The 15418-nt window shown below is 35.4% G+C and carries 19 protein-coding genes; 5 read left to right on the top strand and 14 right to left on the bottom strand.

The window, feature by feature from the left end:
* Position 1: 1 nt before the first annotated feature.
* From KQI88_RS02520 to KQI88_RS02480, 9 genes are all read right to left on the bottom strand, one after another.
* The gene (locus KQI88_RS02520; protein ID WP_216414782.1) at positions 2 to 1801 is read right to left on the bottom strand and encodes an ASKHA domain-containing protein; all 1800 of its coding nucleotides are present in this window, start codon (positions 1799 to 1801) and stop codon (positions 2 to 4) included.
* Positions 1794 to 2825, bottom strand: a complete 1032-nt coding sequence (locus KQI88_RS02515) for a uroporphyrinogen decarboxylase family protein (RefSeq protein ID WP_216414781.1) — start codon at positions 2823 to 2825, stop codon at positions 1794 to 1796. Before KQI88_RS02515 ends, KQI88_RS02520 begins: the two co-directional genes overlap by 8 nt.
* 12 nt (positions 2826 to 2837) lie before the next feature.
* Positions 2838 to 3494 carry a corrinoid protein gene (locus tag KQI88_RS02510; RefSeq protein ID WP_216414780.1) on the bottom strand — a complete coding sequence of 219 codons (657 nt, stop codon included), beginning with the start codon at positions 3492 to 3494 and terminating at the stop codon, positions 2838 to 2840.
* Positions 3495 to 3548: 54 nt separating this feature from the next.
* Positions 3549 to 4418: a uroporphyrinogen decarboxylase family protein gene (locus KQI88_RS02505; protein WP_216414779.1), complete on the bottom strand. Its 870-nt coding sequence runs from the start codon at positions 4416 to 4418 to the stop codon at positions 3549 to 3551.
* A gap of 333 nt (positions 4419 to 4751) precedes the next feature.
* A complete protein-coding gene (locus tag KQI88_RS02500) occupies positions 4752 to 5531 on the bottom strand; it encodes a DnaJ domain-containing protein (RefSeq protein ID WP_216414778.1) in 780 nt (259 codons plus the stop codon).
* A 50-nt stretch (positions 5532 to 5581) separates the two neighbouring features.
* Complete coding sequence (locus KQI88_RS02495; protein ID WP_216414777.1) at positions 5582 to 5974, bottom strand: hypothetical protein; 393 nt, start codon at positions 5972 to 5974, stop codon at positions 5582 to 5584.
* A gap of 227 nt (positions 5975 to 6201) precedes the next feature.
* Positions 6202 to 6732 carry a helix-turn-helix transcriptional regulator gene (locus KQI88_RS02490; RefSeq protein ID WP_216414776.1) on the bottom strand — a complete coding sequence of 177 codons (531 nt, stop codon included), beginning with the start codon at positions 6730 to 6732 and terminating at the stop codon, positions 6202 to 6204.
* Positions 6733 to 7195: 463 nt separating this feature from the next.
* Positions 7196 to 8140 carry a DMT family transporter gene (locus KQI88_RS02485; RefSeq protein ID WP_216414775.1) on the bottom strand — a complete coding sequence of 315 codons (945 nt, stop codon included), beginning with the start codon at positions 8138 to 8140 and terminating at the stop codon, positions 7196 to 7198.
* 272 nt (positions 8141 to 8412) lie between these two features.
* Positions 8413 to 8814 (bottom strand): Rrf2 family transcriptional regulator, encoded by a 402-nt coding sequence (locus KQI88_RS02480; RefSeq protein WP_216414774.1) that lies wholly within the window; start codon positions 8812 to 8814, stop codon positions 8413 to 8415.
* Positions 8815 to 9201: 387 nt separating this feature from the next.
* Here KQI88_RS02480 and KQI88_RS17980 point away from each other — a divergent pair, with 387 nt between their 5' ends.
* The 5 genes from KQI88_RS17980 (at position 9202) to KQI88_RS02460 (ending at position 11808) form a co-directional block, all read left to right on the top strand.
* Positions 9202 to 9441 carry a hypothetical protein gene (locus tag KQI88_RS17980; protein ID WP_246579085.1) on the top strand — a complete coding sequence of 80 codons (240 nt, stop codon included), beginning with the start codon at positions 9202 to 9204 and terminating at the stop codon, positions 9439 to 9441.
* Entirely contained in the window at positions 9327 to 9641 is a 315-nt protein-coding gene (locus tag KQI88_RS18620; RefSeq protein WP_408629712.1) for a DUF418 domain-containing protein, read from the top strand. Before KQI88_RS17980 ends, KQI88_RS18620 begins: the two co-directional genes overlap by 115 nt.
* Positions 9642 to 9674: 33 nt before the next feature.
* Positions 9675 to 10247, top strand: coding sequence for a TetR/AcrR family transcriptional regulator (locus KQI88_RS18235; RefSeq protein WP_216414772.1), 573 nt, complete (start codon positions 9675 to 9677; stop codon positions 10245 to 10247).
* A 266-nt stretch (positions 10248 to 10513) separates the two neighbouring features.
* Entirely contained in the window at positions 10514 to 11113 is a 600-nt protein-coding gene (locus KQI88_RS02465) for a GNAT family N-acetyltransferase (protein ID WP_216414771.1), read from the top strand.
* Between the two features lie 149 nt (positions 11114 to 11262).
* Positions 11263 to 11808 carry a methyl-accepting chemotaxis protein gene (locus tag KQI88_RS02460; RefSeq protein ID WP_216414770.1) on the top strand — a complete coding sequence of 182 codons (546 nt, stop codon included), beginning with the start codon at positions 11263 to 11265 and terminating at the stop codon, positions 11806 to 11808.
* 137 nt (positions 11809 to 11945) lie between these two features.
* Here the strand turns inward: KQI88_RS02460 and KQI88_RS02455 are convergent, their stop codons facing one another.
* The 5 genes from KQI88_RS02455 to KQI88_RS02435 form a co-directional block, all read right to left on the bottom strand.
* Positions 11946 to 12098, bottom strand: a complete 153-nt coding sequence (locus KQI88_RS02455; RefSeq protein ID WP_216414769.1) for a hypothetical protein — start codon at positions 12096 to 12098, stop codon at positions 11946 to 11948.
* Entirely contained in the window at positions 12091 to 12324 is a 234-nt protein-coding gene (locus KQI88_RS02450; protein ID WP_216414768.1) for a hypothetical protein, read from the bottom strand. Before KQI88_RS02450 ends, KQI88_RS02455 begins: the two co-directional genes overlap by 8 nt.
* Before the next feature lie 224 nt (positions 12325 to 12548).
* Positions 12549 to 13379, bottom strand: coding sequence for an isocitrate lyase/PEP mutase family protein (locus KQI88_RS02445; RefSeq protein WP_216414767.1), 831 nt, complete (start codon positions 13377 to 13379; stop codon positions 12549 to 12551).
* 331 nt (positions 13380 to 13710) lie between these two features.
* Positions 13711 to 14733, bottom strand: coding sequence for a sensor histidine kinase (locus KQI88_RS02440; protein ID WP_216414766.1), 1023 nt, complete (start codon positions 14731 to 14733; stop codon positions 13711 to 13713).
* Entirely contained in the window at positions 14730 to 15407 is a 678-nt protein-coding gene (locus tag KQI88_RS02435) for a response regulator transcription factor (protein ID WP_216414765.1), read from the bottom strand. The genes KQI88_RS02440 and KQI88_RS02435 overlap by 4 nt, the downstream gene beginning before the upstream one ends.
* Between the last annotated feature and the right edge of the window lie 11 nt (positions 15408 to 15418).

Genomic DNA, 15418 nt, shown 5'->3' with positions numbered 1-15418 from the left:
TTTACAGAAACACAAGGCATTTAGCAAATAACTCTTCATAGCCTTCAGACGCTCCAAGTTCCATATAATCTATTTCCTTTGCTAAGACTTCCATTTCTTTTCTTGCATCAATAGACATTAAGGCCATATAGGCTCCAGTCTTTGAAGAGTTACCTACATATACTAATTTATTTCTTACTTCTTCAGGCAGGATTCCTACTCCTATTAGACTATCAGCTGGTAGATGAGCACCAAATTGTCCTGCTATCATAACCCTATCCAACTGTTGGATTTCAATATTTGCCTGCTTCAGCAATGCATAAAAGCCAGATAATATAGCCCCCTTAGCTAGTTGTACCTGACGAAGGTCCCCTTGCGTAATCAGCAATTCTTCAGGGGCTTCAGCTAAAATAAATTCACGTTTTATACCATTCAATTTAAGCATATCATAGCGATAGTCAGCTTCATCCAGTCCATCCAGCTTTATAAAGGCACCACTCTTTTTCACAATACCTGTTTGTAGAAGCTCCCTCACAGCTGCCAAAATACCACTCCCACATATTCCAATGGCTTCCTGATCTCCTATAACCTTAAGCTTAATACCTTCTTCTGTAATTATCACATCTTCAATAGCACCCTCTGCTGCCCTCATACCTGAACTAATATTCATTCCCTCCAAAGCTGGCCCAGCGGCACAGGAGCAGGATAACAATTTGCCATTACTTGATAAAATTATTTCACCATTAGTTCCTATATCTACAAATAAAACATTTTCTTTTGATTTATGTAGCTGACAAATATATGCACCAGCCACAATATCAGCACCAATATATGCAGATACAGATGGAAGGCAATATAAAATAGCATTTTTTGCAGACTTCAATCCAATTTCTTCAGCCCGCACAGTTTTTGATTTTATAAATGCTGGGAAATAAGGAGCCTTGCCTATGGATGCTGTATCTATTCCGAGAAGAAAATGAAGCATTGTAGTGTTTCCCGAAGCAGAGATTTCATAAATATTTTCCCTGTCTATTCTAGCTTGGGCGCTTATATCCCCTATAATTTCATTTAATACGGCAACTATCTCCTGCTGAAGCTTTTCTCTAGCTTCTTCTGGATGTTCTATAGCATAGGTAATTCTAGTTAAAACATCCAGTCCGTATTTCTTTTGAGGGTTAAGTCTTGAAGCTGTCGCTACTTCTTCCCCTGTTATTATATCAATGAGAGCTGCAACAATAGTTGTAGTTCCAATATCAATCGCAACTCCATAAAGCTTGTCAGTAGTATCTCCTATTTCAACGTCAATTAATTCTTCATTATAAAGTACTCCAGTAATCTTTCCATAAGATGTATCTAAATGCTTCAATAAGTTCCAGTTGACTCCATCTACTCCAAAAGCTTCACTTAAAGAGTCCTCATAGGGTATTTGTCTATTAATAGTAGGTCTGCTAATCTTCCTTAAAACCTTTTTAATTGCAGGCTTAAAGCTAAAGTCCTCAATATTAGGCATATAGCTTTTTGTAAGTATCTTATGTTTTCCTTCTTTTTGCAGAACCTCTATAGTTATATCATTCTTAGGCACTACAAGACAAGAAAGTCTGATGCCAGCTGTAATTTCCTCCTGCTTTAAAAGCCTGACTTCTGTTTCTGACATTGGAGGTAGCTCACCTTCAAGTAATCTTATTTTACATTTCCCACAGGAGCCCTTTCCATTACAAGGATTATCAACAAATATATCCTTATCTATTAAAATCTGCATCAAATTCTTATTTGGCACATATTTAACATTCTTATTTTTGTTATGTATAAAAATATTAGGCATCTATGAACTCCATCTCCTTTTCTAAAGCCTTCAACATTGATTTTACGTTTTTTAAAGGGGATTTCATGCCAAGTCCACATGCTGGTGATATTATATTGGCCCCATCTCTAGCACATTTTTTTGTTAGCTCTTCAATCTTTCTAGGTTCTCCAAATTCAATAGTATAGGTGCTAACATTGCCCATTAGCAATCTATTAGGTAGGTTTTCTCTTGCTTCTTTCATACTAACTATGGAGTCAAAGCTTAAAACATCACTTTTAAGTTTATCTACCTCACCATAGACATTTTTCATTTGACCGCATATGTGCACAATTATAGGGATACCTGCTTTTTTAACTCTATCAATAATTTTATTTATATAAGTTACAGCAAATTCCTCAAATAGCTTAGGCCCTAAAATTTCTCCTGTACCACTGGGATCAGAAATTGCTATAATATCAGCACCAGCCTCTATTTGTTCTTCAGCAAAGGCTATTAGCTGGTCAGTGATGCAGTTCATAAATTTATGGGCTTCCTTATTAGATTTTCTTAGTTCCTTATAAAAGACCACTGGCTCTATTATGGAACTGGCTGTACTTATAGGCCCTGTTAAATTACCTATAATAGGTACACCTCTATCTCTTTCTTTTAGAAGCTTAATTGCATCCAATACTACCTGCCATCTTAAATCTTTATGATTAATTTTGGTAATATGTGGCCATTCACTAACAGAATTAATTGTATATTTAACAACATGGGGCTCACAAGTGCCTGTCCCAATATCAACCTGAGCTCCAAATCCCTCTGCTTCAATGGTCATACAAAAGGGTACACCATAGTTTTCAAAGCATCCTGTTTCATAAACAGCAGCTGCTAAATCAGCCATCATTGCAGGATTCCTATGAGCCTCTGGAAAGCTTATCCCAACTTCTTCTATTATCCCCTTAGTTACCATATTCATCATACCACCAGGACATATGCATGGTGGTCTATCAACCATTTCTCCCTTTATAACTTTATTCAATCGCTCTTTAGGTGATAGCATAAACATCCTCCTCTAGGCTATATTAAGCAAGCTTTTCACCAATTTAACAGCTTCAACTGCATTGGAAGAATAACCGTCTGCACCTATTGTATCTGCAAATTTTTTTGAAATTGGTCCTCCGCCTATTACTACCTTTACCTGTTCTCTGATTCCAGCCTCTTTCAATAGGTCTACAACCGTCCCCATTCCTGACATAGTTGTTGTCATCAGGGTTGACAGACATACAAAGGAAGCATTAACGGCTATAGCCTTATCTACAAAGCTCTTCAAGGGAACATCCCTGCCCAAATCATGCATTTCAAAGCCAGCTGTTTCCAGCATAATTTTAACTAAGTTTTTACCTATATCATGGGTATCTCCTTCAACTACTCCAATTATCCCCTTTGGTCTTTCTTTATTCAACTCACTTGCAGGAAGATGTGATCTCAGTATGGACAAGCCTTCGTACATTGCATCAGAGCAGAGTAGTATATCTGTAACGAAATATTCTTCCTCTTCATATAACTGACTTGCCCTGTTCATACCGTCAACGAGTCCCTCCATAATACCGTCAAAGGCTGGATATCCTGCTTCAATATACTCGTTACAGATTTCAATAACTTCTTCTTCCTCCATATTAACTACAGCATCGGATAATTTTTTTAATAAGCTTTCTTTTGAAATTTCCATAAGTTTCACTCCATTCTACATAACACCTGGTTTATTTCAAGACAAGTACTCAGTTTAAATCAAATCAATAGCCTTTATAACTCCGCTTTTTAATTCTAAACCCTTGTTTTTAATACACATCTGTCCAGTAAATTTTGCTCTGCCCATAATTATTTTACAGCCTTCTAAATACATGACTGCTTCTCCTAAATCTATGTCCCTCCAGACGGCCTTACCTGTTCCTAGCAATGCAAAGGCGGTTTTAGGACAAAGGAGGACAATTGCATTATCTCCTAAAACTGCTTCAATCCTTTTAAATAGGGGATAGGTAAAACACTCCACCACAGCTTCAGAAAGCTTAGGCCCTAATATATTTAATCCTCCAGTGGAATCCCCATAGCTTACCATATCGACTCCTGACTTTAGTGCTTCCTCTATAAAGCCTAATATTTCCTTTTGTAGCTTTTCAAATATCTTCTGCATAACTTCTGGCTGTTTCTTCAATATTTTAAAAAGATGTCTAGCATCCATCAAAGTATTTAAAATTGTAAAGGGTCCTGAAACATATAAAATTACATCCTCACCCTTTTCTCTTAAATACCTACAAGCTTTCAGAACCTCTGCAATCCTTCCCTTTGAAAAATCTATTTCTGGCAGCCTTAACAGTTCTTCGGCAGTAGTGCATATGTATTCCTTAGCCCTTGGACCAATATTTTCATCTCCATAATTTATAATTCCTCCCAGAGCCTCTGCCTCAAGGGTATGACAAAAAGGAAGCTCACAAAATTTGGCATTATCACGCTTCTTTATAGCAATAGCCAGCTTTGCCATAGCTTCCCATTCTTTATAGGCCTCTGGAAATTTTATATTTATATTTTCTGTAACTATGGTGTCAACACCTTCAAAATAGTTATAGGTGCACTGAAAATCAATAATTTTGCTCATATTAATCTCCTCAATTCATTTTAAAATGGCTAAAGCTTATAAAATATCTAAAGCCCAACCACACTAGATAATAATTTAATTATTGTTGATTAGGCTTTAAGGCTTGTATTTTTTTCCATTGTACGTTATTATTTTATCATCTTAAGAATTTTTCTTCTAATAGATGTTTTCTATTGAAAAATTAGATGTTATAGATATTGCATATAGATTCAAAAGCACTGGATTCCATGGGAATTATACAGAAAAAATGGATAAGTATAAAAAATACCAATGTATACAACATTGGTATTATATTGGTTATGAAATTCTATAAATCTTTCTGTATCTTATGTGTTATATATTTTTATATCGTTGTATATTATCATCACTTAAAAACTCATAGGCAGCAGTAATCTCTTGAAACCTCTTTGTTGCATCTGGAAGCTTACTCAAATCTGGATGATATTCCTTTGCCTTTCTTCTATAAGCACTTTTTATTTGCTGTTTATCTGCATCATATGATACACCTAAAATATCACAGCTTCTTTCATACTTATTTTTAAAGTCAACAGTGGGATTTACATAGCCTTGACCATATGACCCCTGGCTTCCATAACCACCATAGCCTCCCTGCCCTCTTTGATAGTTTTGTTGATACCATTGTTGTTTAAACCTTTCTTCCCATTGTCTTTGCTGTTCATAATAGCGGCGCTGTTCTTCTCTAATCCTTTCCTCTTCAGCTCTTTTGTAAGCCTCTTTATAATGGTTAAAAGTTTTATATTTATATTTTTCCTCATCCATAAGGTAATTAGCAGTATTAAATAAAAATTCCGTTATAATATATTTTTGATATTTTAAGTAAGATGCTAATTTACCCCCAAGCATTAAAAATCCAAGCAAGATCAATATAGTTAAAAATCCAATAGGATTTGCCAATATTCTAAAGCCTAAATTAGCAAACAACAAGAAAAGCAAACAGCCACCCATACTTACTATCACTAAACAGCCTTTTAAAAACTTTCCTGTGTATAACACTATGTTCTCTATCAAATGTATCAAACCATCAATTATTGCAGAAATCACCTTAGCTGTTCCATATAAAATTTTACCTGAAATCTTCTTAATTATCTTCATCTACAGTTATTTTCTCCTTATCGTATTCAGTTTTATCAAAAGCTACCTGACTATGTATTCTTAATAAACTTATCTTTACACTTAGGGCATGTAATCTTGATTTTCCCTTTGCCCTTCGGAACCCTCACCATGGTCTTGCACTTGCTACACTTATAATATTTGTGAGTCTTTGAGCCTTTAATACGGTTTTGAACTTTTTTAAGCTTAGAGTAAATAGGACTTATAAATATTGCAAACTTATAATTCTCCTTACCGCGTTTTCTTACATCCTTCGAGAGTGTCCTGTAGCCAGCTGCAAATAACGGGATATAGCCTACAGTACTTAATGCTGCTATTCCAACAAGCTGGCCTATCAATGTTAAAACCAATGACAGCACAAGTAAATAAATAGAGAGCTGATCCCCTCCATATCTCCCCAGCATAAACTTTCTTAACCAATTCATCGCCATCACCCCTAGTAAATATTAAGTCTTATATCTTGTAGTGTATCATAGAATGATTATGCCATATATAATCCCACTAACCCTTTTAATAATTATATATTTTAAAATGCTATATCTCAAGTATGAAAACTGCCATAATATGAAAACAGAGGCATCAAGATTTCTCATCTCAATGCCTTTGAATTTTCTTTATCTAATTTCTGTGCTATCTGGGATACAGGGTATACTCATAATCTGTTGTACTCATCAATAATCATTTGATATTGCAAATCACCAAGTCCATATTCTGGGAAAAGTGACAATAAGTCAAGTATAAGATTTTCTTTACCTAAATTGCTCTTAATGTACTTTACAATTGGACTTTCGCCTCCCTTATAAGTTAAATACATTTTTATCGTTTGATAAGTAACAGCATCGTTTCTAAAACAGGCTTTTGGACTGATTTTGTAATAATTCTTAAAGGTACGAGAAAAAATAGCAGAATCAGTAAACCCCAATTTATAGGCTACGTCTGTAATCGATAAATCAGGACGAGCAATCAATGTACTTCTTACACGTTCTAATTTATTTCTTGTCACATAATGAAACAACGATTCTTTAGAAACGCCTTTAAAGATTCTATGAAAATGATATTTTGAAAACCCTGCAATATCAGATAGTTCTTCAAGTGTAAGATTATGATATAAGTTATCCTCTATATAATCTTGCACCTTATTTATACGTTTTATATATTCTTGTTTACTATCAAAATGATTCATGATTGTTTCTCCTTTGAATAATTAAATAACAGAACTTCAATATAATTATAGTTCAAAATCTTTGCCAACAAAATAAACAATAAGTAGATTCTATATTTCTTTTTGTATCATTTTCAGCAATGAGTTGTTCTACAGAAAAGGTGACTTTTACTAACTTTGATTTATATTTCATTTGTAATTCCTTTCTGTTGAGTTTCAACTATTTTTGAGCACAAAAAAGACGTTTCCTTTTGATAGAAACGTCTGTTTGCTTTTAATTGTAAGATAAGCACTGAAGTCATTAATTTCAATGCTTATCTTAATTATTTAATTTTTATTCAACTTCATCATTTATTGTGTTCCTACACTGTAGCCTCGACGTGCCTTGAGCGTACAATAATGATGCCGCTTGAATCTGGCAGTTCCTTGGCCGAACGGTGTTTTTTTGAATATATTGAATACATGCTTAGTCTGACATATAAGATTACAAGAACTTAACAAATATGATTCCAATAATCATCAATACTAGAGTAGCAATTCTTCTACTATCAATTTTTCTTTTTTGTAAATTAAACATTCCAAACTGATCGATTGTTAATGCCATAATCATTTGTCCTAATAAGAAAATCATAGTAGTTAGAACTGATCCAAGTACAGGTAACAAGACAATGTTGCCTGTTAAAATAAATATGCCAAATATACCGCCCATATATATCCAAATAGGAATACGCTTCTTTTGAGTGTCATACAAAGGAAACTCTAGGCGACGTTGAGTAATCAATACCAAAGTAATCAAGATAATCGTGCCAACAAAAAAAGAAATAAAGGTAGCCCCTAAAAGAGAGCCCGTTGCAACACGAAGTTTTCCATTAATAGCGGTTTGCAATGGTGGTAAAAATCCGGCTAAAACACCTAAAATTATCCAAGTGATTTTACTATCCTTCTTTTCTTCTTCTGACGCCATAGCTAAATCTTTTTTCTTTTTAGGTTGAGCCAAAGAAATGGCGAAAATCATAATGACGCCTCCGAGTGCTGTAGTAATGCTAACAGGATTAGCTGGTACACCGAACCATCCAAAGTGATCGATTAGGATTCCTACAATCATTTGCCCAGTTACGGTTACTAGCGTCGTAACTGAAGCACCAAGTTTTGAAAAAAGAATGATATTAGCCAAATTAAAACCGACACCAGTTATTGCTCCACCGATAAAAACATACAATGGGTAGGAAAAATCAATTCCAACAGTAATTCCTGCAGGATCTACTATTAAATTTATAATGAGTAGTATCACTGTTCCTAAAGAAAATGCAGTAAGTGAAGCTGTCAAAGGTGTTTTCGAATAAGAGCTTAAACGAGCACTTATAGATGCCTGAATAGGGAAAAACATTCCAATAATTATTCCCATAATTAAATAAAGTGTGATTTGCATAAATTTGCCTCCTTTTATTTTTTAATCGTAATAATCACGATTAAAATTATTTTCTGAAATAACAATCAAGGATCAGTCTTCTAATTCCATCTATCACAGTAGGGACAGTTGAGTAGACTTTCCCCCATAATACTGTTTTATATTTGGAATTGATGGGAAATATTTAACCCAATTGGATTTGATATTTATCCATACCAATAACTAATCTAAATCTGAAATCAAAGACTTAAAAGACTTCTTATATCTACAATTCATTTAAAAATAAGAGTGGATTATAAATCCACAGATATTTTCTTAACAAGATCTGATATTTTTTGATTCTTTAACTCTTTCTCCATTTTTTCCTCTGCCGAAAGCATTACTTTTTTTATAACACATTCTGAAGGAGAATCTGAACAGCAATCAAACAAAGATGATTTACCTTCAATAGCATGTATGATGTCCAAGAATGAAATATCTTCCCAATTTTGACTAAGTGAATAACCTCCGTTGACACCTGAAGAAGAATTAATCATTCCTTCCTTAACCAATTTGGTCAATATTTTGGACAAGTACGTTGGGGAAACTTTTTGTTTTTCTGCTAACTCTTGTACACCAACAAGCTCATTTGGTGTATCCATTGCAAGAAAAAGCATGGTGTGAAGGGCATAATTTGTAGCTTTTGAATACTTCATAATGTTTGAATCACCTCCAATCAAGGACTTAATATATCTATAATAACCTTAATTATATCACTTTGTCAAATAGTTTTTTTATTTACTTTATATAGCTTAGTTATAATTACTGTACCCTCTTATAAAATTTTAGATACATGAGAAAATAATTTACTTTCTGTATTTCATCATTAATGTTACTAATTAAATATCTTTTACTAATTTGACTAATTCTTGACTTAGTTTTTGTATGTCCAGATATACATCATATTACTATCAGTACCAACTTTAAATTTTTCATCAGTCAAAAGATTAAAAAACCTATTGCCAAAATAGCATATGGATGATATATTTTACTTACCTACCGTTAAGTAACTTTTAGAAATATCAATGTGAAGGAGATTAGCGATGAAAAGATTAGAAGGCTTAGATTTTGCAAGATCCCTAGCCATATTAGGCATGATGCTTGTCAATTATAGTTTGGTCTTTGAAGCAGGAGGGCCAAAGTGGCTTTCCAATCTGGTACAAAACCTATGCCACCAAGCCTTTTTTATATATTTGCTGCATCAGGATGGGCAATTTGTTGGATTACTCTCTGTCTATTATTGGTCGACAGATTCCAAAAAAGCCGTTGGGTTCAGGTTATGATAAAGACGGGACAAATGGCCCTTACCCATTATATTTTCCATAGTGCTTTTGTGTTGTCCCTTATGTTCGCTTTAGGGCAAATTACTCAACAAAGCTCAGTGTTTGTGCTATTATTATCATTAGTCGTTTATGGCGTCATGATGTACTTTTCTGTGCTATGGCGTTTCAAATTCCAGAGAGGTCCTTCGAGACCCTTATGAGATTAATATCAGATACTAGGGAGGAGAAAACACATGTCAACCTATAAACATATTTTAGAAGCTGCCTTTAAGCAATTTTCAGAACTAGGCTATGAAAAAGCCTCATTAAGTCTTATTGCCAATGAAGTTGGTATTTCAAAACCTGCTCTTTATCATCATTTTGCATCTAAGGAAGCTTTGTTTGAAACCCTTTATGATGCGATAATTTTGGAAACTATTAAAGACTTTCATACTGATCTAGAGAGCTGGACAATCGAGACGTACGCTAAAAAATTGACAGAGGTGGGTTTAGAAGACATTCGCTATTTAAAAGAACATCCTCAATTAGGGAGTATTTTAAAGCAATATCATCTTTTGTCCATGCGTCAAGAAAGTCTAAAACAAAAAACTGAGTACCTAGAAGAAAAAACCCTCGCCTATCATCAGCAGTTAATTAATCGCGGAGTAGCCTTAGGTTTTTTCAAAGAGGAAGAAGCTGAATTCATCGCCGAAGCATTTAATGCTCAATTAGCAGGCATTTCCTGGGGAATTATAGTAAGACCAACAGGTTCTTACGAATTATCATGGCAAATTTTAATGGATAAATTGTTGAATAATAGAAAATAAGACTCCCTTTAGCATATCTTTCTCAGCTAGAACTTTGTTTAGTATTATATATCATCTTTTGGGATTGGTTTGAACAATATTTGTAAGGGGAGATTTGTTATGTCATTACGATAAGCAATTCAATAATTTTACTATGACCTTGTATTGAAGGAGTTGCAGTTGAATCAAATTATACGGGCGAACAGATTAATACGTTTTGCGATATGCTGAAATTCTTTACCTAGGCTTATCTAGAAGAATAAAAAAGTGAAGGTGGTTGTACTGCTATGAGTATATTATTTGTAAAAAAAGTATCCACAATCCAACAAAATGAATTCGCGGATCTTGCCTATGAAGCGTTTCTCAAAAAAATTAGGTATTTGTGGCTGTTCAATAAAACAGAGGGCCAAGCAAAACAGTTTCTTACGAGTGCTGCCATTTTTGAAAACGGCGTTTATGCATTGCTTGATGATACAGTTGTCGGGTATATTGCTCTAGATAAAAAAGACGCATATTTTTTTAAATATGAATTAAAAAATTTTACGAAAATTTTCGGTAAATGGGGAGGATTGTGGCGATATGCTTTCCATAAAATTGTAAATTATTTTGAAACTCCTTTGAATGATAATGAGGCCAAAGTCGAAATGATAGCTGTAAATAAATCAGTTCGTGGACAAGGAATTGGTGAGCAACTACTTTTAACTGCTTTTGAACAAGTAAGAAAAGAAAATATATCTAAAATATTTTTAGAGGTTGTCGACACAAATCCTAAAGCAAAAAAACTTTACGAACGTCTTGGGTTTTCCACATTGAAAGTAGATACATTGGGGAAAATAACCAAAAAGGCAGGATTCTCAAAAGTATATCTTATGTGCAAAGAAATATGAAGCAAATAGCCACTATCTCAGTCTTTAAAATTAGTCTTAATGAGGTTTCGCAGGTGCTTTCATCATCCAGCCAAGAGGTTGCAAGTTCAAGCATGGGGGTTGCACAATGAGCCAGCCAGGTTGCAGACGACGCATCACGGCAGAGCATCATGCTTGCAGATTCTGTCGAACTACTTGAAGAGTTTGGTAATACCATGGACACAATCAACACTAATATGGGAAAGGTATCAGGTGCAAACCAGAAAATCAAGCAATCCGCCGATATTGGCTCATTGAAAATCGAAGAGCTAGTACAATCTGTTTCAGATATAAGACACGCCTTTAAGTATGTAATTGACAAACTGGCCACGCTTAATTCAAGTGTCGAAAAGATTACCGAGATCACCGAGGTAATCAATAATGTCGCTGGACAAACCAATTTACTTGCACTGAATGCTGCAATTGAAGCTGCAAGGGCTGGTGAATCAGGTAAAGGTTTCGCTGTAGTTGCAGAGGAGATCCATATACTTGCAGAGCAGGTTGTACACAATGTCGACTCTGTTGCGAGTGTTTCTGCAGTTACTGCATCTTCACATCAGATTGCAGTCTCCATCCAGGAGCAGACGGCGTTCTCAGAGGAGCTTACCTCTACGGCGCAAATCCTAGCAGGCATGTCTTACAAGCTGCAACAAAGTGTAGAAAAAATCAAGGTATAAGCTGTGGCTATTTACTATTTTAGGCCGTAAATTAAAGGATATTTTTAAAGATTCACTGCAGTAAAGACAAGGGGACGCTTCATTTATCTTGTTTGATTTCTCTCAACGCCTTAAGTTATTAAAAATTCTAGATGAAATTATAAAACTCCTGATACAATGGAGCCCTTAAACATAACTGTTTTTCTCTCTGGTACCCTAGCAATAGCTTCCGCTGAACAAGAACTTTGAATAAAAACCATACTGGCCTCATCTCCAATTTGAGGCCATTTAATATCTCCTTTCCTATCCAAAGGGGTATTCATAAAGCAGTGGAATAGGAGGAGCTGGTACATCTATAGATGCTGTAGTAGCTATGCTTATCTCTAGTTCTGCCAATATTTCAGCCAATTCCCTAACCTCTTCTACCGTCATATCTCCCAAACAATATCCGTGACTAATATTAACTCTCCCCTGCCACTTTATTTCTTCAACCAGTTGAGTAAATCGCTTAAATGATGAAAATTCGTTATCACACACAAAATGAGACCTGCGATTGCAATCCAGATGCCAAACCTTTTATTTTAGCAGTATCCTATACTATTTTCAATAGAACGTAAATAGGAAAAGCACCGGGCGCAACCTCGGTCTTTACGACGACTGAAGAAGTGTTATTGAGCCATTAAATTATATAATGGCTATGAGTAACTGAAAAATTCTATTAAAAGTAAAAACTGTAACTTTGTAATATTAATGACAATGTACTATTTTGTAAAATATTCATTTGCCTTGCCATAAGCAAACGGGTGATTTAGCATCAGCTCCGCCTTGCCATTCATCAAGTCATCCGCTATGTCGATCAGATAATGATAAACACTGCGCACCGGACCCGAGCCAACGCTTAAACGCCGGACACCGATTTTCTCTAATCTTGCGAAGTCATGAAATATGGGATTCAGAATGATATTGAGTGGGGCATCAATTCCTTTCACCAACTTCGTTACGGTTACTTCATCCATCGCACCCGGGATGAATACGCAATCAGCACCAGCATTTCTGAACGCATTGCCGCGCTCCAGAGCAATTTGCATCTTTGTATTTTCATCTGCTACATTCAGCCAATAGGTGCAGGTTCGAGCGTTGATGACAAAATCAAGCCCGAGTTCTTCCTTCAGTTCAGCAATCACTTTGATTTTTTCAAGCATATACGAAAGTTCGTCCAATGTTCCGTCAGATCTGCCATCTTCAATATTGAAGCCGACTGCGCCACAGCACAGGAGGTTTCTGGCATTATCTTTTATCTGAGCAACGTTGTCTCCATACCCGCGCTCAAAGTCCACAGATAGTGGTACATATATTCGGCGGGTAATTTGCTCTACACAAAGGGCAAGATCATCAATGGTAATATCTTTACCGTCAGGATAGCCACGTGCATAGGCCACACCAGCACTGGAGGTTGCCACGGCCCGAAATCCCTGTTTTTCAAACACATAAGCACTGCCGGCATCCCAAACATTGGGAAGCACAAACATTCTGCTATCGGTATGCATATTGCTAAATTTTTTTGCCAATTCTCTCTGTTTATCTGTAATCATTATTTGTCCTCCTTTTCACCTGTGACTAGCATCAACCTCTGCCAAAAGTGCAATTCATCAATAGTTTTATTTTTGAGGTAACTTACTCCGGGGTAAGTTGCAAACTAGGGGATAGGGTATTACTAGCCTCACCAATTTCTTAACTTTTATACCCTCAATCAAGCATTTTATCCACCCTGGCCCATCCGGTACTGGCTCCTCTTTTTTCAAGTTGCTTTGTACTTATTGGATTGAATAACATTTATCAATAGAGACAATATACTAATATAATTGCTTTACGTAGGCTTGTATTATTTTCTTCTCACTGCTTAGGCATCAAAACTCACACGTCCTAAATTATCGGAAATAGCAATTGGATTGCAAAACCCTTTCTGTATTCAGACTCAACTTCAATTTCAATCTGTAATTCATCACACAATTTCTTTACAAGATACAGTCCTATTCCAGTAGACTGGCTTCGATTAGGATTATCTCCTGTAAATCCTTTGTCAAAAATGAAAGGAAGATCAGAATTCAACACTCCAATACCATTATCAGAGATTCTTAAATAATACCTATTCTCTACACTATCAAAACCAGTTTTTAACCAGATAAAGCTCTCGATTTCTTCATTGGAGTATTTCACTGCATTAACCAATATTTGTGTAAAAATAAACTGAAGTGTCTTTTTATCCGATACAATCGGGACATCTTCCATCTGAGAAATAACTGTAACTTCTTTTTCCTCAAGTAATGCTTGGAGTTCCAACCGTACATCTTCACAGCAAAGATTCAACGAGACGCTCTCTAAGCGGTAGTCAACATGCGATGCCTGTAATCTTGCATAAAATAGTATCTGTTCAACATCATCACTGATATTAATTCTTGCGTGCTCAAGTCTTTGATACACCAGCTTCGACATTTCTTCTTTACGATTTTCCAAAACAAACGTTGCTAAAGAAATAGGTGTCTTTATCTCATGAACCCAACTTTCAATAAACTCCTCATAGTTTATGGATTGCAGTTTCGCATCATCTAATTGATCATTTTGCATCCGCAATTTATTAGCTAGATAATTCACTTCTTCTTTACGAGAATCACCAATGGATTCTATCAATTGACATTCATGCTCCGGTGAGGGTTCTCGAAGAAAATCATAGAATGCTTTGTTTTGTTTTGCCTGCTTTTTACAAACAAGTAACATACCAAAGACAATGCTAATTACAGAAAAAATAACCATGATACCAACCAGAAGTCCGAATGTTTCTGGATACGCTAACCAAGCCAGAAAAAGGAAAAAAACATCACTTATACAAAGAAGTAATATCCAAGGACGTGATTCGTTTAAAATATTAATCCAATCTCTTGGCTTCATTCGCAGTCACCTCTTTTTAATTGATAACCAATTCCCCTTACCGTCTTGATTCGATTAGACAATCCAACCTCATCAAGTGTCTTACGTAATCTGGTCATATTTACTTGTAATATGTTCTCATCAACATAGTCGCTACTTCCCCACAGCAGGCTAAAAAGCTCCTCTTTTTTTACTACAGAAGGAGCAGCTTTCACCAAGGCTTTAATAATAATTCCTTCATTCTCCGATAATGAAATAGAATCCTCACCAACATATAATACATTTGCATTCTCATCTAACTGAAAATCACCAACATCTAATAGAACACGTATATTTGCATAGAGATGAATTAACTTTTGAATTCTAGCAATCAGACGTTCAGGATGACACGGTTTCGTTAAGTAATCATCTGCACCTAAATCTAATGCATGCAACTCATCACGAAGTTGATTGCGTGAAGTCAACACCAAAATAGGGCCTATTCCTCTAGCCTTAAGCGTCCGACAAATATCGAATCCAGAAAGCTTGGGCAAATTCAAATCTAATACAATTAGTGAAGGAGAAGCCGAGGCAATATCTTCCAAAGCGGTATCGAAAGAAGAGATACACTCTACAGAGTATCCCTCTTTCTCTAATATATTTTGTAACTCGTCACGTAGAAAGATATCGTCCTCAACAATGACTATCTTTTCCACTTTTTCACCTC

The sequence above is a fragment of the Alkaliphilus flagellatus genome (assembly GCF_018919215.1).
Lineage (GTDB): Bacteria > Bacillota > Clostridia > Peptostreptococcales > Natronincolaceae > Alkaliphilus_B > Alkaliphilus_B flagellatus.
The sequence above is the reverse complement of the archived record's forward strand: the minus strand, read 5'-3'. Positions and strand labels throughout refer to the sequence as shown.

What these genes read in the sequence shown, in the direction of transcription:
- KQI88_RS02520 (WP_216414782.1), bottom strand. Translation starts at nt 1,801, where the DNA reads ATGCCTAATATTTTTATACATAACAAAAATAAGAATGTTAAATATGTG.
- KQI88_RS02515 (WP_216414781.1), bottom strand. Translation starts at nt 2,825, where the DNA reads ATGCTATCACCTAAAGAGCGATTGAATAAAGTTATAAAGGGAGAAATG.
- KQI88_RS02510 (WP_216414780.1), bottom strand. Translation starts at nt 3,494, where the DNA reads ATGGAAATTTCAAAAGAAAGCTTATTAAAAAAATTATCCGATGCTGTA.
- KQI88_RS02505 (WP_216414779.1), bottom strand. Translation starts at nt 4,418, where the DNA reads ATGAGCAAAATTATTGATTTTCAGTGCACCTATAACTATTTTGAAGGT.
- KQI88_RS02500 (WP_216414778.1), bottom strand. Translation starts at nt 5,531, where the DNA reads ATGAAGATAATTAAGAAGATTTCAGGTAAAATTTTATATGGAACAGCT.
- KQI88_RS02495 (WP_216414777.1), bottom strand. Translation starts at nt 5,974, where the DNA reads ATGAATTGGTTAAGAAAGTTTATGCTGGGGAGATATGGAGGGGATCAG.
- KQI88_RS02490 (WP_216414776.1), bottom strand. Translation starts at nt 6,732, where the DNA reads ATGAATCATTTTGATAGTAAACAAGAATATATAAAACGTATAAATAAG.
- KQI88_RS02485 (WP_216414775.1), bottom strand. Translation starts at nt 8,140, where the DNA reads ATGCAAATCACACTTTATTTAATTATGGGAATAATTATTGGAATGTTT.
- KQI88_RS02480 (WP_216414774.1), bottom strand. Translation starts at nt 8,814, where the DNA reads ATGAAGTATTCAAAAGCTACAAATTATGCCCTTCACACCATGCTTTTT.
- KQI88_RS17980 (WP_246579085.1), top strand. Translation starts at nt 9,202, where the DNA reads ATGAAAAGATTAGAAGGCTTAGATTTTGCAAGATCCCTAGCCATATTA.
- KQI88_RS18620 (WP_408629712.1), top strand. Translation starts at nt 9,327, where the DNA reads ATGCCACCAAGCCTTTTTTATATATTTGCTGCATCAGGATGGGCAATT.
- KQI88_RS18235 (WP_216414772.1), top strand. Translation starts at nt 9,675, where the DNA reads ATGTCAACCTATAAACATATTTTAGAAGCTGCCTTTAAGCAATTTTCA.
- KQI88_RS02465 (WP_216414771.1), top strand. Translation starts at nt 10,514, where the DNA reads ATGAGTATATTATTTGTAAAAAAAGTATCCACAATCCAACAAAATGAA.
- KQI88_RS02460 (WP_216414770.1), top strand. Translation starts at nt 11,263, where the DNA reads ATGCTTGCAGATTCTGTCGAACTACTTGAAGAGTTTGGTAATACCATG.
- KQI88_RS02445 (WP_216414767.1), bottom strand. Translation starts at nt 13,379, where the DNA reads ATGATTACAGATAAACAGAGAGAATTGGCAAAAAAATTTAGCAATATG.
- KQI88_RS02440 (WP_216414766.1), bottom strand. Translation starts at nt 14,733, where the DNA reads ATGAAGCCAAGAGATTGGATTAATATTTTAAACGAATCACGTCCTTGG.